At 38.0% G+C, this 22,048-nt stretch carries 20 protein-coding genes and 1 riboswitch; of the genes, 3 read left to right on the plus strand and 17 right to left on the minus strand.

What is annotated here, in order from left to right; translation table 11 throughout:
- Positions 1-142 precede the first annotated feature (142 nt).
- Positions 143-239, minus strand: a riboswitch (TPP riboswitch).
- Positions 240-329: 90 nt separating this feature from the next.
- The 5 genes from HMJ38_RS17470 to HMJ38_RS17490 form a co-directional block, all read right to left on the minus strand.
- The gene (locus HMJ38_RS17470) at positions 330-1,394 is read right to left on the minus strand and encodes a fatty acid desaturase family protein (RefSeq protein WP_194975762.1); all 1,065 of its coding nucleotides are present in this window, start codon (positions 1,392-1,394) and stop codon (positions 330-332) included.
- Between the two features lie 151 nt (positions 1,395-1,545).
- Complete coding sequence (locus tag HMJ38_RS17475; protein ID WP_194975715.1) at positions 1,546-2,064, minus strand: hypothetical protein; 519 nt, start codon at positions 2,062-2,064, stop codon at positions 1,546-1,548.
- An 86-nt stretch (positions 2,065-2,150) separates the two neighbouring features.
- Positions 2,151-2,681, minus strand: a complete 531-nt coding sequence (locus tag HMJ38_RS17480) for an AAA family ATPase (RefSeq protein ID WP_194975716.1) — start codon at positions 2,679-2,681, stop codon at positions 2,151-2,153.
- Positions 2,671-3,297 carry a nicotinamide riboside transporter PnuC gene (gene pnuC / locus HMJ38_RS17485; protein ID WP_194975717.1) on the minus strand — a complete coding sequence of 209 codons (627 nt, stop codon included), beginning with the start codon at positions 3,295-3,297 and terminating at the stop codon, positions 2,671-2,673. The genes HMJ38_RS17480 and pnuC overlap by 11 nt, the downstream gene beginning before the upstream one ends.
- 2 nt (positions 3,298-3,299) lie before the next feature.
- Positions 3,300-6,107 carry a M16 family metallopeptidase gene (locus HMJ38_RS17490; RefSeq protein WP_194975718.1) on the minus strand — a complete coding sequence of 936 codons (2,808 nt, stop codon included), beginning with the start codon at positions 6,105-6,107 and terminating at the stop codon, positions 3,300-3,302.
- Positions 6,108-6,261: 154 nt separating this feature from the next.
- On the opposite strand from HMJ38_RS17490, the gene crcB reads away from it, so the two are divergent.
- Together crcB and HMJ38_RS17500 are read left to right on the plus strand one after the other, a co-directional pair.
- Positions 6,262-6,630 (plus strand): fluoride efflux transporter CrcB, encoded by a 369-nt coding sequence (gene crcB, locus HMJ38_RS17495; RefSeq protein WP_194975719.1) that lies wholly within the window; start codon positions 6,262-6,264, stop codon positions 6,628-6,630.
- 52 nt (positions 6,631-6,682) lie between these two features.
- The gene (locus HMJ38_RS17500) at positions 6,683-7,579 is read left to right on the plus strand and encodes a TIGR01777 family oxidoreductase (protein ID WP_194975763.1); all 897 of its coding nucleotides are present in this window, start codon (positions 6,683-6,685) and stop codon (positions 7,577-7,579) included.
- Here the strand turns inward: HMJ38_RS17500 and HMJ38_RS17505 are convergent.
- From HMJ38_RS17505 to HMJ38_RS17560, 12 genes are all read right to left on the minus strand, one after another.
- Entirely contained in the window at positions 7,574-7,747 is a 174-nt protein-coding gene (locus HMJ38_RS17505; protein WP_194975720.1) for a PLDc N-terminal domain-containing protein, read from the minus strand. The genes HMJ38_RS17500 and HMJ38_RS17505 overlap by 6 nt on opposite strands.
- Positions 7,747-7,977 (minus strand): PLD nuclease N-terminal domain-containing protein, encoded by a 231-nt coding sequence (locus HMJ38_RS25560; RefSeq protein WP_194975721.1) that lies wholly within the window; start codon positions 7,975-7,977, stop codon positions 7,747-7,749. The genes HMJ38_RS17505 and HMJ38_RS25560 overlap by 1 nt, the downstream gene beginning before the upstream one ends.
- Before the next feature lie 226 nt (positions 7,978-8,203).
- On the minus strand, positions 8,204-9,667 hold the full coding sequence (gene crtD, locus HMJ38_RS17515) for a 1-hydroxycarotenoid 3,4-desaturase CrtD (protein ID WP_194975722.1): 1,464 nt from the start codon (positions 9,665-9,667) through the stop codon (positions 8,204-8,206).
- A gap of 597 nt (positions 9,668-10,264) precedes the next feature.
- Entirely contained in the window at positions 10,265-11,731 is a 1,467-nt protein-coding gene (locus tag HMJ38_RS17520; protein ID WP_194975723.1) for a glycine--tRNA ligase, read from the minus strand.
- Positions 11,732-11,960: 229 nt separating this feature from the next.
- Entirely contained in the window at positions 11,961-12,995 is a 1,035-nt protein-coding gene (locus tag HMJ38_RS17525) for a Gfo/Idh/MocA family oxidoreductase (RefSeq protein WP_194975724.1), read from the minus strand.
- Entirely contained in the window at positions 12,992-13,618 is a 627-nt protein-coding gene (locus HMJ38_RS17530; protein WP_194975725.1) for a response regulator, read from the minus strand. Before HMJ38_RS17530 ends, HMJ38_RS17525 begins: the two co-directional genes overlap by 4 nt.
- A gap of 12 nt (positions 13,619-13,630) precedes the next feature.
- Positions 13,631-14,398 carry a sensor histidine kinase gene (locus HMJ38_RS17535; RefSeq protein ID WP_194975726.1) on the minus strand — a complete coding sequence of 256 codons (768 nt, stop codon included), beginning with the start codon at positions 14,396-14,398 and terminating at the stop codon, positions 13,631-13,633.
- A gap of 166 nt (positions 14,399-14,564) precedes the next feature.
- The gene (locus HMJ38_RS17540) at positions 14,565-15,227 is read right to left on the minus strand and encodes a hypothetical protein (RefSeq protein WP_194975727.1); all 663 of its coding nucleotides are present in this window, start codon (positions 15,225-15,227) and stop codon (positions 14,565-14,567) included.
- 739 nt (positions 15,228-15,966) lie between these two features.
- Positions 15,967-16,395, minus strand: a complete 429-nt coding sequence (locus tag HMJ38_RS17545; protein ID WP_194975728.1) for a hypothetical protein — start codon at positions 16,393-16,395, stop codon at positions 15,967-15,969.
- A gap of 11 nt (positions 16,396-16,406) precedes the next feature.
- Complete coding sequence (locus HMJ38_RS17550; protein ID WP_194975729.1) at positions 16,407-17,135, minus strand: hypothetical protein; 729 nt, start codon at positions 17,133-17,135, stop codon at positions 16,407-16,409.
- Positions 17,136-17,273: 138 nt separating this feature from the next.
- Entirely contained in the window at positions 17,274-20,237 is a 2,964-nt protein-coding gene (gene secDF / locus HMJ38_RS17555; RefSeq protein ID WP_194975730.1) for a protein translocase subunit SecDF, read from the minus strand.
- 78 nt (positions 20,238-20,315) lie between these two features.
- Complete coding sequence (locus tag HMJ38_RS17560; RefSeq protein ID WP_228780119.1) at positions 20,316-20,660, minus strand: hypothetical protein; 345 nt, start codon at positions 20,658-20,660, stop codon at positions 20,316-20,318.
- 333 nt (positions 20,661-20,993) lie between these two features.
- Here HMJ38_RS17560 and HMJ38_RS17565 point away from each other — a divergent pair, with 333 nt between their 5' ends.
- Positions 20,994-21,962, plus strand: coding sequence for a hypothetical protein (locus HMJ38_RS17565; protein ID WP_194975731.1), 969 nt, complete (start codon positions 20,994-20,996; stop codon positions 21,960-21,962).
- Positions 21,963-22,048: the final 86 nt, after the last annotated feature.

The following is a 22,048-nucleotide window of genomic DNA, read 5'->3' on the forward strand; positions in this document are numbered from 1 at the left end:
GGCCTTTGGTTAAACATCAGAAAATCAGGGGAGATTTTCTGTTTGAAGTTTACCCGTTACCGATAAATATAAAAACCAATGATGATTGCATGCATTGCCCGGAATTAATCCCGGTGGACTTAAGTCCTCATGGTAATTGTATTATATTGGCTACTCATTTCCCTTCGCCGGCACTACCCGGATCAGGTATTGTGGGTATGATCTCAGCCCGTTGTTTTAAGGCACCCCTAATGATCTTGACGCAAATGTAAATGGAAATGGCAATGAAGCAAAAAAAATGGCCAAAGAATTAATTCTTTGGCCAAAACTTAGTCAGGATTATTGGTAAATCAAGGTCTTTTCCCCAACTCCCTTAAGTGGTTGATATGGGATGCAAAAGCCAATCTCATCTTTGGATGTTCCAAATAAGGAATTCCGTATTCCCTACATGTTTCCTTGATGATTTTACTAATCTCAGGGTAATGAATATGAGAGATGTTTGGAAAAAGGTGGTGTTCTACCTGAAAATTCAATCCTCCCACAAGCCATGAAAGGACTTTATTGTCTGTAGCAAAATTTGCAGTGGTTTTTAATTGATGTATTGCCCAATCATTTTCCAATTTATTTTTTTCATCCGGCAGTGGAAATGAAGTTTCCTCTAAAGAATGTGCAAGTTGGAATACTACGCTGAGGAAAATTCCGGTTGATACTCCAAAAACCAAGAAGCCTACCAACCATGGCAAAAAGCCCACCATATAAATCGGTAAAGCAACAAAAAGAAGCAGGTTTGTCACTTTGAATCCCCAAAATGAAGTGTGTTCTTTCCAACCCATTTTTTGAATAGGCACAGAACCTACTCTTTTTTGTACATATTTCTTATAATCTGTTACAAATACCCAATACAGATATAATAATCCATAAACAAAAAGAAAATAATGATGCTGGTATTTATGAATTTTAAAGTGCTTTTGTGTTTGGTTCAATCTTAAGAAAGGCCTGGCATTCATGTCATCATCATGGTCTGCTACATTAGTGAAGGAATGATGGGCCACATTGTGCTTGGTCTTCCACATAAATACATTTGCTCCAAGAAAATTGATAGAAGAACCTGCAAGTTCATTGACCCAACTTTTCCTGCTAAAACTTCCATGCGCACCATCATGCATCACATTAAATCCTATCGCTGATGCGAGACCCCCGAGAAGGATTGCCTCTAGAACTCCAATGGCCCAAAATGGTGTAAAGAAAACCAAATGGACATATACCGCAATAAAAGCAATCACAAATAGGATTGCTTTGAAATACAGGGAAGAATTTCCTGTTTGTTTTACATTTTTTTCAGTAAAATAATTTTTGATTCTTTCCTTCAACTCTGAATGGAAAGTAGTGGCATTGTTAAATCTTGGGGCACGCATCATTTTGATATTGAGATTACTATGATTTTATTTAGATTGTATGACATATCGGGTGATTAGCATACAGTCTAGCTACAAAGGTAGCTTAAATTAAATATCTATGATTGTAATATGTGAAGTATGGTATAATTAAAGTAAGAATTAACATATTTTAAAATGCTATACCCAATTGAAGCGCTAATTTTAAGGAAGTAGGATTGTCATTACCAAACCTGATTGGCACAGGAATGGTCATGAACCAAGAAGTAAACTCGCCGACCCTTAAAGTCTTGCTGATTACAGGCGTCAATCCGTATCTCCCTGAAGTTTCAAATGACAACAATTGGTTGAAATTCCACCCTTTAGGGAAGTGAAACTGAATTCCAGGGTTGAAAACAAGATTGTCCATCCTGCTGCTACCTTCCTTGAAAACTATGATGGGCACTAACTCAAATATAAACCCATAGCGGTTGCTATTTGTTCGATAAATCAATCCGGTAGGAAAACCCATGGCATAGCCGTTACTGAAGTTGTTGATAGTTTCGCCTCCACTGAATTTTACAAGGGGATTGAGGTAACTGAAATACCCGATGATTTTGGCCGGGTCATCTTCATTGGGCTTGTCCTGTGCTTTGGATATTGAAACTAAAAAGAAAAGGAACAAGAAGGAAAATACACAAAATTTTTTCATGCTGTGTTGGGTTTATTATCGTTGGAAAATTCCTAAAAAATTATGTAAAGAAAGCCTGAATTCAAAATTGGTAAATGAAATAAATGTTAATTGAAGAGGGGGATTTTTTCTTCTATAAATTGAACTGAATCATTCAATCTTTCCCCGATTGATCCCGAGATAACTTTAAACGGTAATCCTGAATCCATCACAATGCTTCTATAGATTTCAAAAAAGTGGTTTCGCTGCTCGGGTTCCGGATGTTCTCTTAGAGGATCATTTTCCCATGGAATATCAATGTCTGTCAATAAATACAAGTCATATTTTCTTTCTGTTATTTGTTGCGCTATCCAAGGATGTACTTTCCCGAATTTGTGTTCGCTCCATACCTTGATGACATGTAGGTCAGTATCGCAAATTAGAAGGTCTTCAGATATCACTATTGCCTCTTCCTCTTCATTAATTTGACCTTTGGCAATTTCAAGCAAGTCGTCATATTCGTAAGGTCTGTCCAATCTTTCAATATATTCCCTGGCATATTCTGGAACCCAAGGGCAATTGAAATATTCTGCAAGACTTTTTGACAAAGTGCTCTTTCCGGTTGATTCAGGACCTAAGACTACGATTTTATGCGGCATATTGCTCCTCTTTTACTTTTGCGGATTTTATCCATTCTATCAATCCAATGGTTGCCAGCACTGTAAAAAACAAGAATTGAAATGAGGTAAGCATCAAGCCTTTGTAAAAATATAATGGCACAGAAACAATGTCAGTGATAATCCAGGCTATCCAGTTTTCTACTTTCTTTTTAGCCATCAGCCACATCCCCACAAAAGCCGAAGCAGTGGTGAAAGAATCCCAATAGGGTACGTCGCTATCCGTGAAATTTGCCAACACAAGGTAAAGGGTGCCATAAGAAGCTAAAAAAAGCAACAGTGCCTGAATAATGCCTTTATTGTTCAACCAGGTAACGGGTAGGTCGGGGCTACCATTGGTAGGGCGGCTCCATAAGTACCAACCATAAATGGACATCGCAAAATAATAGGCGTTGATACCCATGTCTGCGTAGAGCTTGTATTTCAGGCAGATATAAACATAAATGATGGTGCTGATCATTCCGGTAGGGAAAACCAAGATGTTTTTCTTGATTGAATAAAATACGCTTGCAATGCCAAAAAAAACTGCCACAGCCTCTAGCCAACTCATTGCTGCCACTCCTTCTTTAATGCCTTCCCATATCCATTGTAAGTCCATAATTAATTTTTCTTAGGATATTTCCTTATTTCTAGCAGGTTTTCATGAATAAGGAATTCCGAAGCCACTTTTTGGATCCTTTCCTGATTTACAGCTTGAATATTTTCAGTTGCCTCCAAAATGACTTCCCAATCAAATCCATAAGTCCGGACTGCCGAGAGCTGCCCATTCCAATATTGGTTTCTTTTTAGATTTTCGGACAAAGCAATTCTTCTTTTTTCTTTTACTTTATTGAGGTCTTCTTCAGTAGGTCCGTTTTCCTGTATTTTTCTAACTTCAGCCCATGCAGCTTCTATCAACTGATCCACCATGTCAGGACTGCAAGGGAATCCAATTGAAAAAGAAAAATTTCCGACAGGTTGTATGCCCATACTGCCATTTGCGCCGACGCCATACACCCCCCCAATTTCTTCTCTGAGTGTCTCTATCAGCTTAATGGTCAGTATTTCTCCCAAATAGGAAATATCAGTGGCTTTTTTTCTATCATATTTTGTTTCTCCGGAAAAGTACAGGATCACCTGACTCTTCTCGTCGGTGCCTACTTCTATGGTCTCTGTTTTGCCTCTTGGTGCCCGGATTCCTAAATCTACAAATTGGTCAATATTTGATTTATCCGAAGGCAAGCTTCCTATATATTGTTCTAATAGTGGCTTAAAGATTTCGAGGTCTATGTTTCCGGTAAAGAAAAATTCAAAATTGGCAGCGTTGCCAAATCTATCTGTATAAATCTCCAAACCCCTTTCCATATCCACTTTGTCCAAATCCTCTGGGTCATAAATACTCATGGCCCTGATGTTATCATTGGCAATAATCCTGTTCAAATGCTTGGAAAACTGAAAATCTGGGTTGGCTTGTGCAGAAGCCAATTGTGTTTTTTGGTTGTTCATATATACATCAAAAAGTTCCTGATCTTTTCTAGGTTGGGTAAAGTAGAGGTGTATCAACTGCATGGCTGTTTCCAGATCTTTGGGAGAAGAGGAGCCTGCTATATTCTGAGAATAGGTGCCGATATTGGGAGTTACAGACACGCTTTTTCCGGCTAATATTTTTCTCAGATCAGAAGGAGAAAAGTCACTGATTCCCATGATATTAACTAAAACGCCGGCATAACTAGCTGAATAATGATCTTCAGTACCATATAATGAAACCCCACCTTTTCCAGTAGCTGAAAAGACGATTTCATCATTTTTGAAATCTGTTGTTTTTACAAATACTTTGACGCCATTGGATAAGGTAATTTCGGATACATCAATGGATTCAATCTTTGAAATTTTCTCGATTTTACCTGGATTCGGTAAGTCTTCAATCAGATTCTCTGCCAATAGCTTCTCTTCATAAGGGCTGAGCATCATGTTGTCCACTTCGCCTATCAAGGCGAGGATATTTTCCTCGGAAGGCAGATTGTCTTTTTCAGCATCTGGGCCAGTGACTATGATAACCCTATTTTCACTTCGAACAAGTTGTTTTGCCAAGTCATTAATTTCCTGTAAGCTAATATTAGGAAGGATTTCTTTGTAGAATTCGTATTTCCAAGCCTCTCCTTCAGCAAATTTCCCATCCAGAAAATGATTGACATATCTGCCTACTATTGTACGGGATTCTGTTTTATCCATTTCTTTGAATGCTCTTTCTGCATTATTCAATACTGCTTTTTTTACCCGCTCCAATTCCGGTCCTGTAAATCCAAATTGGGCAACCCTTTCATTTTCTACGATCAATGATTGAATGCCTGCCTCGACCTTTCCGGGGGCAACGACTCCTGAAGCTGAAAAATAATCCAAGTCTCTGACAAAATTTCCATATCCTGTGCCCGCAAAAATAAATGGTGCATCAGGCTTCTGTCTGATTTCATCCAACCTCTGTGTTAACATTCCCCCATACAAAGTTCTCAAAACAACATTTCGATAATCTTTTTGGGTTTGGCTGGGAAGGGCTTTGTGCTTATAAAACAATTGAATCTGAATACCGGGAGCTTCCTCATCGGTAAGTATGCTTACAAAGGTCTCTTCATGTTCAGGTACTTCAAAATATTTTCTTTCAGGATATTTTTTAGGGTTTTCCAAAACCCCGAAATATTCGTGGATCAGGTCCTGAAGTTTATCAGGGTCTACATCTCCTACAGCAATTACCGCCATATTGTTGGGTCTATACCAGTCTGTGTAGAATTTACGGATGGTTTCGTATTCAAAATTTTCAACAATATCCATTTTCCCAATGGGCAGGCGTTCGGCGTACTTACTGTTGTAAAGCATCAAAGGAAGATATTTATCCTGCATCCTTTGGCTGTAGCCTTGCCCGGTTCGCCATTCTTCGACAATGATTCCTCTTTCCCCATCAATGTCAGCTTCCTCCATCAAAATCCCTCCTGCCCAATCACTCATGACCAGAAAGCCACTTCTCAACTTTTCTTCATCTTCAGATGGGATTGGAAGGATATAGACAGTTTCGTCAAACCCAGTGTAAGCATTCAGATCCCTTCCAAATGACACCCCAATAGATTGCAGATAAGAAACCAGTTCGTTTTTTTTGAAATTTTTGGTGCCATTGAAGGCCATATGTTCTGTGAAATGCGCCAATCCCTGTTGGTCATCCCCCTCCAATATCGACCCAGCATTCACCGCCAACCTGAGTTCCACCTTGTTTTCGGGTTTGGGGTTTTGCTGTATGTAATAGGTAAGTCCATTCTCCAATTTTCCCATTCGGACCCGTGGATCAAGGGGTACTTTTTGGTCTAAATCTGTTTGGGCAAGACCGGATAGGATAAATCCTATTATGAAAAGAAAATTGAGAAAAATCCTGGGTAGCGTCATTGTAGTTGGTTTTGAATTCTAATAATGTCAACAAATTAAAATCAATTTTAAGCAACTTGTTCGGGTAATCTGGAAATTTATATAAATATTAGCCCTAGTCAATTTTAAAATAACATAAAAAAATCAAAAAGAGATTTCATCAATCCATTTAAATATGAAACAAATCATCTTGGTTGGGATAGGGGGGGGAGTTGGTAGTATATTAAGATACCTCGTCAAAGTAGCGACAGATAAATTTTATGGAAGTAGTTTTCCATTGGCCACATTCACTGCCAATATGGTAGGTTGCCTTTTGATAGGTCTTCTATTGGGATATTTCACAAAAAATCAAAACATCCCCGCTGATTGGTCGCTTTTATTGATTACAGGTTTTTGTGGTGGTTTTACCACATTCTCAACCTTTTCTTCTGAAAACCTTGGCCTGATTCAATCAGGAAACTATTTTACTGCATTGGCATACATATTGGGTAGTTTGATGCTTGGAGTCTTAGCGGTATTTGTTGGTTTTGAGTTGGTCAAATAAAAAGATCTTCAACCTATTTGGGAGCTCTTGGTTATAACATAAAGATTTGATGATGAAAAAAATATTGATTACAGGTGGTTCGGGATTAGTGGGAAAGAAAATCACAGGCTTGTTGGAAAAAAACGGCTATGAAGTCGCATGGCTTAGCAGAAGTCCGGAAAAGTACAAGCAAAAGTCTTTTGCCTGGGATGTGGATAAACAAAGCATTGATTCGGAAGCCTTACAATGGGCAGATGGAATTATTCATCTGGCAGGGGAGGGAGTCGCTGATAAAAGATGGACAGCTGAGAGAAAGCAGGCAATCCTGCAGAGCAGGACACAAAGTACATTACTCCTGAAACACGCCATTGAAAAATCTGATAAAAAGCCTGATGTATTCGTTTCTGCGTCAGCCGTTGGTTATTATGGTTTCAATACAGGAGAGAACTTAATGGATGAAAACGGAAAACCGGGCAGTGATTTTTTGTCGCAGGTAGTAGCGGCATGGGAAAGTGAAGTGGAAAATATTGCAGACCATGGAATACGAACAGTAATGCTACGAATTGGGATTGTTTTGGACAATAAAGGAGGCGCTTTGGTAGAAATGCTAAAACCACCTGTTGCCGCACCTCTTGGAAAAGGACAACAATGGATGAGTTGGATTGCTATTGATGATTTGGCGCAGATGTTTCTCTTTACCATTGAAAATAAGGAAATGAACGGTATCTATAATGCAGTAGGGCCAAATCCCGCTAGAAATGCTGACCTTACAAAAGCAGCTGCTAAGAAAGCTGGGAAAATGTTTATAGATATAGGTGTTCCGGGATTAGCATTGAAAATATTTTTGGGTGAAATGGCCCAAATGGTACTCGGTGGAAATAAGGTCTCAGCCAAGAAAATCGAAAAAGCAGGTTTTGAATTCAGATATCCAGTATTAAAAGAAGCCTTAGAAAAAATCTACAATTCATAAAGTAGATTTCCGGCCAATCAAAAACCAGAGAATAGTTCCTAAAAACGGTAAAAAAATTACAACCAAAACCCATACGATCTTATCATTTTGTCCACCAAAATTACTGGAAACGACATCATAGATAGTGTATGCATAAATGGCTAAGCCAATGATTCCAAGTCCAAACATTATCTCCTTAGGTTAAAGTATTTTCTCTGATTTATTTTTTGTCCTTTAGATATTATAAAATAAATAAAAGGGCCAATGGGATTGGCAAAAACAACCACAACCGCCCAGATTAATTTCATGTTAGGATTTTTGAAATCAGATTTGAGAAGGTCAATAAGTGCCCAAATCCAAAGCACAGCGTAAAGAAATCCGAATAATAAAAAGATAAAATTTGGAATTGATGATAGCATAGTGGTTTTTTAAATTTGCCCTATCAACGAAAGTAATAAATTATTTTTTAAACTTAAGACATAAATGAATTTCAATTGAAAAGCAGGCGCTTATTAAGCTTGGGTTTTGGTGGATAACTTCTTAGTTTATGGAAGGCATTAATATGAGCAATTTCGAAGATTTACTTATAGTTGACAAGTGATTTTATTTTTAGTAGCATCTGGGCAAAAAAAGCTAGAAAGGGGATTAATCAATCATCTCAGACATGATTTTTGCAGAAAGAAGACATAGTGGGATTCCCCCGCCTGGATGAACACTTCCCCCGCAAAAAAAGAGGTTTTTAATATTTGAGGAGTAATTTGCATGTCTTAAAAAGGCAGCATATCTATTGTTGGAACTGTTTCCATATAATGCCCCGTTAGCGCTTGATGTTTTGCTTTCGATGGTTCTTGGTTCCAGGATTTCTTCAACTTCAATCAGAGACTCGATATCGGTTTTTAGGATGCGGTTTACTTTTTGGATTATAGATTTTCTTGCTTCAAGGATAAGTTTGTCCCAGTCCTGACCTTGGTTATTGGGGACATTGATCATCGTAAACCAGTTCATGCAGCCTTCGGGTGCATCATCAGGTTTGTAAACGGAGGTAATATTTATATAGACAGTAGGATCGTTGTAAATGCTTTTATGGTGGAAAATATGATCAAATTCCGCTTTATAGTTATCCGAAAAAAGTATATTGTGAAGGTCCAATTCAGGGAAAACTTTTTTGACCCCCCAATAGAAGATCAAAGCAGAACTTGATTTGGGCTGGTCAAGTAGTTTGGTCGGTTGCTTTTGTTTTCTTAAAATGGTCTTGTAGGCATTGACCATGTCCATATTGTTGACTATCAAATCTGCATAGACTTTCTGGCCATTTACAAATACCCCGATAGCCTTGCCCTTTTCAACCAAAATTTCTTCGACATTGGAATTAAAATTAAATTTTACTCCCAGTTCTTTTGCCAAATGAAACAAACTTAAGGTAATATCATGCATGCCTTTTTTAGGAAAGAAGGCGCCAATATTAAATTCAAGGTGGGGGATAATATTTAAGGTAGCAGGGGTTTCATAAGGATTTGACCCATTGTAGGTGGCATATCTGTTAAAAAGCTGTACCAATTTCGGATGTTCAAAATTCTTGGAATTGGTATGATGCATGGTGCTGAAAATCCCAAGTTTCCCCATCTTTAGGTAGGATTTTAATGCCTCTTTGTTTGTCCAGGTTCCAAATTTATGCAGTGACCTATGCATAAATAGCGGTGCCAGATGGTCGTATATATAAGATGATTTTTTTAGTGCCTTTCTGATATTTTCTGCTGGTTCTCCGAGTTTGGTTTCTACTTCATCGGCAAACTTATTGATATCTGCCCAAGTCTTTATATGTTTTCCATCTTCCCAAAAATAATGACAGGCCACCGGAAGTTTGATATAATCAAAATGCTTCTTTGGGTTTTTTCCGGAAAGGAGAAACAATTCCTCCATTTGCTCAGGGAGTGTAAATAATGAAGGGCCTGCATCGAAGCGGTAGCCTTTGAGGGTTATTTCTGAGAGTTTTCCTCCTGGGTACGGATTAGCTTCAAAAACGGATACTTCAAAACCTTTATTGATAAGCCGGATGGCAGCTGCGAGTCCTGCTATTCCTGACCCAATGACGATGGCATTTTTGGACATAAATTAATAACTGATGATTGATATAGATGTTGGAAATTAATCTTTAATAAGAATCATATCCAAGGTTATCATTATTCAATGTCAATTTAAAATGTTTGGGAAGAATTTTTCATTATTGAAAAGATAGGTATGGTATATTTCATATTTAAATATTTAAAATATAAGTTTTCAATTTTACTTTTATTTTACTGATTTATATTACTTGGGTGGAAGCTAAAAATAGATTGAATTACCTAAAAAATATATTAAAATGAATTTCATAAATAAAAAATTGTATTTCATTTGCTTTTTTATTTTTGAGTGTATACTTTTACAAAAAACGTATTTACGTATATGAAAAATAATTCACCCTTCACCCTAGCCTTAGGAATTTGGCTATTTGCGATTTTGATCTTGGTACTTTCTTGAGTTTTAAAAAGAAACAAATTTTGTTGGTAGATATCGGCTATCAAGAATTACCATTTTTTTATCTCAGATTTAAATGGCAAAAATTCAATTTTCACAGATTTTTGGAATCAACAGAGTTGATTTCAAACCAATAGGCTAAAGCAGATAACCCCAAGAACTTTTTTTTCTTGGGGTTATCTGCTTTAGGATTTAAATCTTTTCGAATATTCTTCTAAAGCTACATTCCTTACTCAACCTTCCATGAAGGTCCGAAATGGCTACTCTTTCCTGTTTGGTAGTATCTCTGTGGCGGATAGTAACGGTATTGTCCTCGAGTGTCTGATGGTCTACTGCAATGCAATAGGGTGTACCGATCAAATCCTGTCGTGCATATCGCTTCCCAATGGAAGCTGAATCCTCATAAATGATATTGAAATCATATTTCAAGGCATCAAAGATTTCTTTTCCTTTTTCAGGTAATCCATCTTTTTTGGTCAAAGGTAGAATAGCAGCTTTTACAGGCGCTATAGCAGGGTGTAGTTTCAGATAAACCCTTTGTTTGCCATCTACCTCCTCATCTACATAGGCATTGCATAGCGTCATTAGAAAAAGCCTGTCAGCACCGATTGATGTCTCAATTACATAAGGAATATAGTTTTGATTGATTTCAGGATCAAAGTATTGCTGTTTCTTTTTAGAGAATTCCTGATGGCTTTTTAGGTCAAAATCTGTTCTTGAATGGATTCCCTCCACTTCTTTGAAACCAAAGGGGAATTGATATTCTATGTCCATGGCGGCATTGGCATAGTGGGCCAACTTCTCGTGGTCGTGTCGTCTCAGCTTTTCTTCAGGAATTCCCAAGGCCCGGTGCCATTTCGTTCTGGTTTCTGCCCATTCCTTATACCATTCTAACTCAGTGCCAGGCCTGACAAAAAACTGCATCTCCATCTGTTCAAATTCTCGCATCCTGAAGATAAACTGACGGGCAACAATTTCATTTCTAAAAGCCTTTCCTATCTGTGCAATGCCAAATGGAACTTTCATTCGGGCTGTCTTCTGAACATTCAGGAAATTGACAAAAATTCCCTGTGCTGTTTCAGGTCTAAGATAAATCGTAGAAGAATCTTCTGCCACTGATCCCACTTGCGTTGAAAACATCAGGTTAAACTGACGGACCTCTGTCCAATTGGAAGTGCCACTGATCGGGCAAGATATGTTTTCATTGACAATCAATTCACGAACCCCGGCAAGATCTTCTGCTTCCAGTAGTCTTGCCATGGCATTCAGGAGATTTTGGGCAGTGTCTTTGTCTCCTGAGTTTTCATAGAAAGCAGCTTTTTCCTCTATCAGGACATCCGCACGATAGCGCTTCTTGCTGTCCTTATTGTCAATCATCGGGTCATTGAAGCTATCCACATGGCCGGAAGCTTTCCAAGTGGTGGGATGCATAAAAATGGAGGCATCAATTCCCACTATATTGTCATTGAGACGGGTCATAGTCTCCCACCAAAGTCTCTTGAGGTTGTTTTTTAGTTCCACCCCATAAGCTCCATAATCATAAACTGCCTGAAGGCCATCATAGATTTCGGATGAGGGGTAAACAAAGCCATACTCTTTGGCATGGGCGATAATATCTTTTAATTGCGCATTCTCTGCAGTAATGTCATTTTTTGCCATGGGCGCAAAATTAAAGAAATAGATCGAATCACAAGAATGTAAAGTGATAATTAATGTTTTTTATATCGTCTTTGCCCTAGGCACTTTAGGCCCCAATCCTTTAAATCCGGCAATAAATTATCGGGTTATTTTCCTGGTCATGCCAACTTACGGGAGGAAATCCTAAGGCATTTTTACCCCTAGATCCAAACTGTCACTTTTCATCTGTCGATTCTTCATCCCTCCTTCTTCATCCCTCCAATTCCACCCTTCTCCCTTCCTCATTGCTTCTAAATGCCGCTTCAATGATCTGAAGAACCAGGATGGCTTCTTCCATTTTTACTTTTAATGATGCTTTTCCGTGAATAGAATCGGCAATGTTTTGATAAAAAAATCTGTAATCACCTCTCTCAGTTGGGTATGAACCGGATGAATTTTCTAGGTGCATTTGACCCCATGCTTCTGAAGCTTCAAGACCCCAATTGACTCCCTGAGGTATTTCTTCTGCCTTGAAGGCTTTTTCCTGTACATCCAATCCATATTTTATATAACTGCCCTTTTCTCCAAGAACCAAAAATTTTGGAAGAGGTGCATTCACAAGTACACTTGCAGTCAACCTGGCTTTGATGCCTTCATACATCAGCGTGATGTCAAAAAAATCATCCGCCACGGCATTGCTTCTTTGCTTGAGGATCTCGGCATAGACCCATTTTGGTTTGCCAAAAAGCATCACAGCCTGATCAATAAGGTGTGTACCCAAATCATAGGTAATCCCATTTCCGGGCACTTCTTTCTCTCTCCAATTATCAGCTAAATGAGGCCTGAAGCGGTCAAAATGGGATTCAAAATGAACAATTCTCCCCAAGACATCCTCAGCCAGTATTTTTTGGATAGTTCGGAAATCCCCATCCCATCTCCGGTTTTGATAAACAGATAGTACCAAACCCTTTTCATCTGCAATTCTCTTCAGTTCGAGGGCTTCCTTGGAATGAACCGTGACAGGCTTGTCCACCACTACATGCTTTCCTGCTTCCAATGCTTTTTTTGCCTGTGGAAAATGATACTCATTTGGGGTAACGATGACTATCAGTTCAGCAATATCTGATTCAAGCAAATCATCGAAACTCCTGAATATTTCAATATGGGGGTATTTTTCCCGCGATTTTTCATTGTTGCGTTCTACCACGGCGACAAATTCCAGGTCTTCACATACTGAAATCAACTGGGCGTGCATTTTTTCACCCACTGACCCAAATCCTACAAGAGCCGTTTTTATTTTTTTCATAATTTCATGTCGACTGCTTTTTTGATCAATTCCGCTATTGAGCTGACCCCAAGCTTATGATGAATTTTTTTTCTATGGGCCTCCACGGTATGTATACTCAAATGAAGATTTAGAGAGACATCTCTATTGGTCATCCCATTTTTTATCATTCTAAGGATCTGTAATTCTCTTTTGGACAGCTTGAATTTCTCTTTATAAATGTCAGCGTATAGATCGTCTTGATTTTGCTGAAGGACTTTTTGGAAACTCATGATATGGGAACCATCAAAAACTTCTCTGATAGTATATATAAGTTCATCGGGATCCACATTTTTGAGTACATAGGCACTTGCTCCGAGTTTTTGACACTTTTGAAAAATGGCTTCATCATCATACATGGACAAGACAATGATTTTTGGGTATGGCCTTAGTTTCCTGACGGCTTCGATCACCCCCGCACCATCCATGATCGGCATATTCATATCAGTCAGGATTACATCTACAGTTTTTAATTTCAAAAAATTCAACAATTCCAATCCGTTTGAAAAAACGCCAAGGATATTGAAATCATCCTCTTCTTCCAAAAGACCTGCGATACCCTTGGCAAACATTTTATGGTCATCAGCTAAAGCTATATTGATCATTTCTTTGATTATTTATTCAATTGGTTGATGTGGTAATACTAATTTTATCTCAGTTCCTTTTCCAATTTTTGAAAGGATCTGGAGTTCTCCTCCTATTGTGGTCATTCTGTTTTTCAGATTATACATTCCTGAGCCCTCAGAATTTTTACTGACATCAAATCCCTTACCATCATCTTTTATCATTATTTCTGATTTTGATGCGTCTGAACTGACCCTGATATCAATCAGGGAAGGTTGGGCGTGTTTGATGGCGTTGTTCAAACATTCCTGAATAATTCTGATCAACACAAGCTTTTTTTCCTTGTTTAACTGAAGGGGCTGCCCATTACTTTGATAGGTGACTTCACAAAACTCAGCATTTTCAAGCTTACCCAGTTCTTTTTTGATGAATTCCTCCAAAGTGATGGATTCCACCCAATCCAAATTCAATGATTTGGACAAAGATCTTACCTCCCTGATGATTTCATTGATCAAAACTTTTCCTTCGTGGACTTTTTCTGTTTTGCTGCTAGAAAGGTTCAGCTTCGCCAAAGAAAGCAACTGCCCAACATTGTCATGAAGTTCACGACCCACATGACCAAGGATATCTTCCCTGATTTCTTTCTCTACATTCAAGATGGTATTTTCATAAGTGGCTTTTATGGATTCCACTTTTTGCTGGTTTTGGATTTGCCGCTGCCTATGGTAGATGACCATGATGATGATGAATGACACCATGAACAGCATCAGGAAAAAACCTAAAAGGATGATTACAAACAGGTCAGATCCGTTGTTCTCCATTTAATTAAATACCTATAGTTATCTGGTTGAAATTCTTGGGATAGCTTTTGGTGACAGGCCAAGAATGGACTAAGATACATGAATGATCCAATAATTCCAGCCTATGCCATCAATTTTGCTTTTAGGTATTTTTTTTGCTGCATTTTAAAATGAAGAGAATGCTTTGTCATTCGACTTCGCTTCTAAAAATATGTGGTGCATAAAATGCCAAACCCATCACTAAATACATGACACTACCCATAATCTTGATCAGAAAATTCAATTGCAGGTATAAAGCCATGTCCATTCTTTCTTCATAAAAGGTGAAAGAGATGAAGTATAGAAATGAGCTTGCATAGAAAAACATCAAAAAGGAAACGATCCAAAACTCGGGAATGGAAATCAGGTTTTTATTTTCAAACTGACTTTTTGAAAAAAGGCCAAAAAAGAAATATAAGCACATTCCGATAATCAACAAACTACCCAATGCCCATGAATAATTTTGGAAAGTAGTTGCTATGGGCTGGAAAAAAATTGAATTGATAATGATCCATCCCATGTAGATAATCCAAAAGTAAAGCGGTTTTTTACTTTGGTTCAGGGTCAAATAGAAAAAAAGGAATAAAAGGGATATACCTATGATGATATAACCTGTGTTGACAACCAAAGTATTGTTGATTTTCAAAAGTTGAAGTTGCCTGGCCCTAACTTCCACAACGCTTGTACAAACCAAGATCAAAAAGATGAGAAGGTGTTTTTTTTGGTACTCCTTCTCCGATAAAAAGAAATATGGGATACTTACCAGCATCCCAATAGCGATCAATCCATTATACCATGTAATCGCTTCCATATCTTAAAACTCAATGAAATTGTAAGATAAAAATCGAATTCAGTAAAACCAATCTGAATTTTCAATATGCAGTTTCTTTAAACAATCGCGGCGCATAAAATGCCAAGCCCATTACCATGTACATAGTGGCCCCAATAATCTGAATCAAAAAATTAAGTTTGAGTAAAAGTTCAATTTCCATTCTTTCTGTTAAAAAGCTAAATGAAATAAAATATAAAAGTGAAGCAGAATAAAAAAACATCAAAAAAGAAATTATCCAAAACTCAGGCACGGCGAGCAAATTCATTTCAAGATACCAATTTTTAAAAAATATTCCGTAAAAATAAAAAAAACAAAGGGCAATAATCATTAAGCTTCCAAAAGCCAAAGAATAGTGATGGAATACGTCAAAAGTCTGGTAGAATAGAGAATTTATGACACACCAAATGATAAATGATGTCATCAGGAATAAAACTAACCGCTTCACCTTTTTTTCTTGGAATACCAGATAAAAGAAAAATATTTTCAAGGAAAGGCCAATTAACACATAGCCAATATTGTAAATGAAGGTATTGTTCTCACCTAAAAGTTGTTTATACTTACCGAATATTTCCACAATGGTTATCAGCAGCAAAATCAGAAAAATAATCAAAAACTTTTTTTGGTTTCGATTATCTCCAACAAAAAAATAAGGAATGCTTAGCAACATTCCTAAAAAAATCAAACTATTATACCAAAAAAAAGGCTGCATAGCGATTACTTATGGGACGCAAATTGGTGGGCAAACACTCCCGGCATTTACTGGACTATCACCATTTCCACTACTCATCAGCATCATTTTCGAAGCATCCTGCGTTTCATTTGAACGGGAATAGATGTCTTCGAATTCGGTCTCAGTTTTGTTGCATGCCATCAACGCAAGGGAAACCCTGCCCACGAAATCATGTTTTTTTCTCATATCTTCTGGCAGCATTTCTACATTTTTCTGGTCATATTGGCCAAAATAGATTTTAATTCCGCCTTTTTCAGGGTCGGTCATTTCCAATAGTTTTTGGATGGTATCACGGTCAAACCAAACCCAATCAGATTGTTCGTTGATAAGTTCTCCTTTTTTGTTTTTGGCTTTTTTACTTTTTTTTGCAGATTTTTGATAGGCCGCTCTAAATGCTTCTAATTCGTCTCTTGTCATTTTTTAAATGTTTATGTGTTCAAAAATATAAAGGAAATATTTGAAATTAATAAAAGGAATACCAATCCTATTTTCAGAATATTGGAATTTTTTGATAAATGGGGGAAAATAAAGGATATCCCAAAGAAGATATACATCAAACCGGCCATAAATTTATTGAATGCAAATAAAACAATTACGTTTTCTACGACAAATTCCGGATTAAATTGATAGGTTCCAAACAGTAACAGGGCCTCCAAGTAGAAAAACAAAACCGTACTACTGATCCAAAAATGTGGTATGGCCATCAGATTTTGGTCTGGGAATAGTTGAAGATTCAATAAGTTTTTTAATAGGCGGATTGCCAGAAAAATGATAAATGCTGCAAATGGCAAAAGGGAGTAATATTGTAAGGAAAGGGCAATGGGTTGTAAAAATATACTGTTGACAACACCCCAAGCTATAATTATCAAACTGGTTTGAATGATTCTTTTTTTGAATTGTTGACTTTTTTCAAGAATGTAAAAATAGGAAATCAAGAGGAGTGATTCGACATTCACCCACGATACATTATACAATAGAGAGTTGTTGATTCCCTTTCTTGAAGTGATCAGACCGTAAGACTCAAAAGCCAATACCCAAGCTAGAATAACCAAGATCAAAATGTGAATAGATCGGACTTCCTTCTTAGTGACAAACACACTAATAAAGGAAATGAATAAACTTAAAGCTATCACGGTGTGATAAATACTTCCTAACATTTATCAGATTTTTGAACTTGCAAGGTATCCTTAATAAAAGAGCAAAAAAATCCCGTAAACAGGGTATTTTTTCAGAAAAAACACAAAAAAAGGGAGATGTTTGGCACATCTCCCTTGATTTTTTCGAAAATAATTGAATTATGCTGTCTTTTTTGCCGGATCTTGTAAGTTTTCGGCTTCCAGTTCTTTCTTCATCAAATCCACTACAATTGGTGAAGCAATATAGATGGAAGAGTAAGTACCGACCAATACACCGATGAACAAGGCGAATGAAAATCCTCTTAAAACTTCACCACCGAATACCAATAATACCAATACAACTATCAAAGTTGTGGCAGAAGTGATCAAAGTCCGCGCCATGGTCTGATTGATGGCATCGTTGAACATAGTCACCAGTTTTGAGGTTCCTCTGTATTCCATGTTTTCCCTGATCCTATCAAATACAATCACGGTATCATTGATGGAATAACCTACCACCGTTAGCATAGCAGCAATAAAGACCTGATCAATCTCGAATGTTGCTCCAAGCGCACTCGCAATGGCAAATGCTGCGATTACAAAGAATACATCGTGAACCAATGCAATGATCGACCCCAAGGAGAACTGCCACTTACGGAATCTCAAAAGGATATATAGGAATATCGCAACCAATGCAAAGAACATGGCTTCGGCGGAAGACTTTTTGATATCATCTGCCACTGTAGCACCTACTTTTGAGGAACCTCTGATGACAAATTGTCCATCACCGATTTCAGTTCCTGTTGTAAGTGCTAACCCTGTTATCTTGGCAATTCCCTCCTTCACTTTGTTTTCAACTTCTGCATTGGAGTCATCATCATCTTCATTGATTAGATACGAGGTGGTTATTTTTACGATGTTGTTTCCTCCAAAAGTCTTCACTTCCACAGAACCATCAAATTCACCATCAAGCCCAACCTTCAAATCGGACTCTACCACAGGTTGGGAGAATTCTACGATGTAGGAACGTCCGCCTGTAAAATCCACACCAAATTTCAATCCGTTGATGGCGGCAATAGCCAAACCGATTATAATTATGGATGATGAAATGATATAGGCGATTTTTCTTTTGCTCAGGAAGTCTATATTCAGATTGCCCAATAGATTTCTTGCCCAAGGCGTAGAGAACGAAATATTGCTCTTGTCACCTTTTTTTGTTGACCAATGTACAATCACCCTGGTAATAAATACGGAGGAGAAGAATGAAGAGGCAATACCGATCATCAATACTATTGCAAATCCTTTTACAGGACCTTGGCCTAAGGCATATAATATAGCACCGGTAAGGAATGTTGTGACGTTGGAGTCAAGGATAGCTGAGAATGCTTTCTTGTAACCTTCATTGATGGCAGCAATCAATCCTGCACCGTTTCGGATTTCTTCTTTGATCCTTTCAAATATCAAGACGTTGGCATCGATCGACATACCAATGGTCAATACAATACCTGCAATACCGGGTAAAGTCAACGCTGCACCCAATTGGGCCAAAATCCCCAAGATAAAGAAGATGTTGAAGACCAAAGCAGCAATGGCTACAAATCCACCTTTAGCATAATAAGCTACCATAAACAAGACCACCAAAACCAAACCGGCCACCATTGAAATGATACCTTGGTTTTGTGCTTCTTTACCCAATGTTGGGCCGATGATGGCTTCTTCTACGATTTTGGTAGGGGCAGGCAATGAACCTGATTTCAGGATATTGGCCAAATCTTTGGCTTCTTCCATACTAAAGTTACCGGTGATCTCTGATTGGCCTGACGGAATTTCTCCCTGTACCATTGGAGCGGTATAAACAAAATCATCAAGAACAACCGCAATCCTTCTTCCAATGTTTTCGGAAGTCAGTTTTCGCCATTTTCTGGCACCGTCTGCGTTCATCTGCATGCTGACAGCAGGTCTAGAAGTCTGATCCAAAGTCTGACGTGCATCTGTCACCACATCCCCTTCCAAAGGTGCCTGATCACTTGTTCGGCTGATTTTGATGGCATGAAGCTCCAATAATTCCAGGTCATCTGATTTCTGAGGCTTCACAGACCATAAAAATTTAATGTTTCTTGGAAGTAAAGATTTTACATCTTCACGTGCAAAAATCCTGTTGATTGCAACCGTATCTCTAATTTCATAAACCAATCCCGCATTGGACTTGGTCAGCGAGAAAATTGGTGAAACCTGAGATGAAAAATCATCCGGATCTGTGGTTTCCGCTAACTGTCTTTCAAGTTCACTTGCCAAATCCTCTCCTTCCAGTTCCGTTGCTACCGAATCAGGAGTAGTTTCAGTTTTCGTAGCTTGGGATTCTGCTACCAATAGACTGTTTACAGATTCCAATTCTGCAAGGTACTCGTTTACCTCAGCTACTTCCCAAAACTGCAACTTTGCAACTCCTTGTAGCAGGTTTCTTACCCTTTCCGGATTATCCACTCCTGGCAATTCGATCTGAATTCTACCGGATCCTTGGATTCTTTGGATATTTGGCTGAGATGTTCCGAATCTATCCACCCTTGTTCTTAGGATATTGAAAGATCTTTCAATGGCATTTTCTACTTCCGTATCAATGATTTTGAGAATGTCAGTGTCTGAAGTCTCAAGGGAAATTCTGCCTCGGTTGGCGGCGGTAGCAAATACACCGCTCAATTTTTGACCAGCAGCTTTATCTTGCCACGAATTGTAAAAGAGGTCAACAAATTTCTCATTGGTGGTTTTGGAAGCTTCTGTTGCCTCTTCAAGGGCAGCATTGAAGGCTACATCTTTACTGTTACCGGAAAGTCCTTTGACGATTTCCACAGGAGAAACCTCCAAAGTAACATGCATACCACCTTGCAAATCAAGACCTAGTCCCAATTCTGTTTCTTTGATTTCCTTATAGGTGAATTTGGCACCTAGGAAATTGTAAACCGGCTCTCTGTAAATGGAATCCAGGTAAGCCTGTTTTTTGGCAAACTCAACGTTGCCAGTCTCATCTGTGGCAAATTCCACAGCTTTTTGGTTAATATTATTGGATACAAATGTGAATGACAGGTAATACAGACACAATGCTGTGACCACCACTGTCAGAAACACGATAACACCTTGGTTACGCATATGATTAATTGTTTTGTTTGATTACGATTGATTATTGAAAGCTCTTTGGGGCTTTGGGAAATGAGGGATTAAAAAAAATCAGGGTGCGTTGGGCGATATGATCCTTTCCAACAGAATTTCCCAATAGGGAAGATTGACCGGAAAGGCTACTCCTAGCTCAGATACAGTTGGTTTTTCAAAAACAAGGTTTTCATAGATCAAATAGAATACCTGTTGGGAAAGTACAGTTACAAAAGGAACTACCGCATCTATCGCAATATTCAAAAAAGTCTGATTGTCGGGAGATTGGTCAGCTTTGTTGGACTGTTCCTTACTTACAGGAGATTTTTCCTGTTCGTGATGCGGCAGATATTCAGTTCCTGCTACAATCATGCAAAACAACATCGTCAACATCAAGGTGACGCGTTGTTTCCAGAGGTTCATATCTTTCGCTTTTTTTCTCACGGGCAGCAAATATAGAAATAATTGGAAAGACAAACATATTTTGTTCGAATAAAAACCGAATTCGGTGTTTTTATTTGATAATCAGGTTTATACAGATTGTGTTTTTGAGAAATTTAAAATAGGATGGGTCTATTTTTAACCTTTTGATGTAAATTTTAATATAAAATTCACGTGAAAATTTCCTTTCATCCAAAAAAATCCAAAAATAATTTTTGCATTTTTTTTAAATAAATGTAGTTGATTATAAACAAAATGTAATTCGAGTCATTATATTAGAAGATATTATTTTGTTAACCACTAAAATAAATTATTATGAAAAAACACATTTACCCGATTGCAATCATACTGTCATTGGGATTCTTCTCCTGTCAAAATGAAGATATTCAAAATGGTTTGGAAATCGAAGAATTCTTGGACGGCCACCCTGTAGTATATTCTGAGCAGAGATTTGATCCAGTTCCTGTTCAGCCTGTGAATGAATCAGCAAGATTGAATTCTGACAATCTCCATGACATGGTATTAGTGAGTGCTACATATATCACTGCCGAAGAAAGCAACGAGGTGGGAAGAACTCTGATATTTTCAGATCGTGGAAATAAACAACTGATTTTTGATTGGGCACCCAATTTAAGAATATCCGGGGAAACAGATATTTCATACTATATTGACAGATTTAGACCAGCTGCACCTTCCGGATTAACTGTGGATGATACTGAACCTGTAATTGAAAGTGCGATATCAACTTGGGAAAATGCAAGATGTTCTACCATTGGACTAAATAGAATTGGAAATATCCCAGTTGCTGTGGGTGTTGTAGCAGCACAATTTGGATTTGGAGGGGCAGCAGGATATATCGCTGATATCAACCATGCAGGTTGGATGCCAGCTGGATTTTTTGATCAGATAGTACCTAATGGATCGAATTTTATCTTGGGTGTAACATTCACTTTTGCATTTAGAGATGCAGATGGGAATCTTGTGGACACCAACAATGATGGCAAATTTGATGTAGCATTAAGAGAAATTTATTACAACAATAGATTTCTTTGGACTACTACGGGTGCACCGGGAACGGCAGATGTCGAAACAATAGTACTTCATGAGATGGGACACGGATTAAGTCAGGAACATTTTGGAGCGGCATTTTTAGCAAGAAATGGTCGACTTAGGTTCAGTCCTAGGGCGGTTATGAATGCTTCTTATTCTGGACCACAAAGACAATTAGCAGGCACCGACAATGCCGGTCACTGTTCCATATGGGGCAATTGGCCCAATAATTGATAAAATTCTCTTTCAAAAAAGCTGTCCCGGATTGGTGACAGCTTTTTTTTTATCCAAAGCTTAGATTTTAAAAAAAACAGATAGTA

Source organism: Aquiflexum lacus (genome assembly GCF_015476655.1).
In the GTDB taxonomy this organism is placed as follows: Bacteria; Bacteroidota; Bacteroidia; order Cytophagales; family Cyclobacteriaceae; genus Aquiflexum; species Aquiflexum lacus.

Coding starts and splice junctions, on each gene's coding strand:
- HMJ38_RS17550 (WP_194975729.1), bottom strand. CDS start 17,135: ATGTTAGGAAGTATTTATCACACCGTGATAGCTTTAAGTTTATTCATT.
- HMJ38_RS17565 (WP_194975731.1), top strand. CDS start 20,994: ATGAAAAAACACATTTACCCGATTGCAATCATACTGTCATTGGGATTC.
- HMJ38_RS17470 (WP_194975762.1), bottom strand. CDS start 1,394: ATGCGTGCCCCAAGATTTAACAATGCCACTACTTTCCATTCAGAGTTG.
- HMJ38_RS17500 (WP_194975763.1), top strand. CDS start 6,683: ATGAAAAAAATATTGATTACAGGTGGTTCGGGATTAGTGGGAAAGAAA.
- crcB (WP_194975719.1), top strand. CDS start 6,262: ATGAAACAAATCATCTTGGTTGGGATAGGGGGGGGAGTTGGTAGTATA.
- HMJ38_RS17490 (WP_194975718.1), bottom strand. CDS start 6,107: ATGACGCTACCCAGGATTTTTCTCAATTTTCTTTTCATAATAGGATTT.
- HMJ38_RS17535 (WP_194975726.1), bottom strand. CDS start 14,398: ATGGAGAACAACGGATCTGACCTGTTTGTAATCATCCTTTTAGGTTTT.
- crtD (WP_194975722.1), bottom strand. CDS start 9,667: ATGTCCAAAAATGCCATCGTCATTGGGTCAGGAATAGCAGGACTCGCA.
- HMJ38_RS17540 (WP_194975727.1), bottom strand. CDS start 15,227: ATGGAAGCGATTACATGGTATAATGGATTGATCGCTATTGGGATGCTG.
- HMJ38_RS17525 (WP_194975724.1), bottom strand. CDS start 12,995: ATGAAAAAAATAAAAACGGCTCTTGTAGGATTTGGGTCAGTGGGTGAA.
- secDF (WP_194975730.1), bottom strand. CDS start 20,237: ATGCGTAACCAAGGTGTTATCGTGTTTCTGACAGTGGTGGTCACAGCA.
- pnuC (WP_194975717.1), bottom strand. CDS start 3,297: ATGGACTTACAATGGATATGGGAAGGCATTAAAGAAGGAGTGGCAGCA.
- HMJ38_RS17505 (WP_194975720.1), bottom strand. CDS start 7,747: ATGTTTGGACTTGGAATCATTGGCTTAGCCATTTATGCATACACTATC.
- HMJ38_RS17475 (WP_194975715.1), bottom strand. CDS start 2,064: ATGAAAAAATTTTGTGTATTTTCCTTCTTGTTCCTTTTCTTTTTAGTT.
- HMJ38_RS17545 (WP_194975728.1), bottom strand. CDS start 16,395: ATGACAAGAGACGAATTAGAAGCATTTAGAGCGGCCTATCAAAAATCT.
- HMJ38_RS17560 (WP_228780119.1), bottom strand. CDS start 20,660: ATGAACCTCTGGAAACAACGCGTCACCTTGATGTTGACGATGTTGTTT.
- HMJ38_RS17480 (WP_194975716.1), bottom strand. CDS start 2,681: ATGCCGCATAAAATCGTAGTCTTAGGTCCTGAATCAACCGGAAAGAGC.
- HMJ38_RS17520 (WP_194975723.1), bottom strand. CDS start 11,731: ATGGCAAAAAATGACATTACTGCAGAGAATGCGCAATTAAAAGATATT.
- HMJ38_RS17530 (WP_194975725.1), bottom strand. CDS start 13,618: ATGATCAATATAGCTTTAGCTGATGACCATAAAATGTTTGCCAAGGGT.
- HMJ38_RS25560 (WP_194975721.1), bottom strand. CDS start 7,977: ATGCTATCATCAATTCCAAATTTTATCTTTTTATTATTCGGATTTCTT.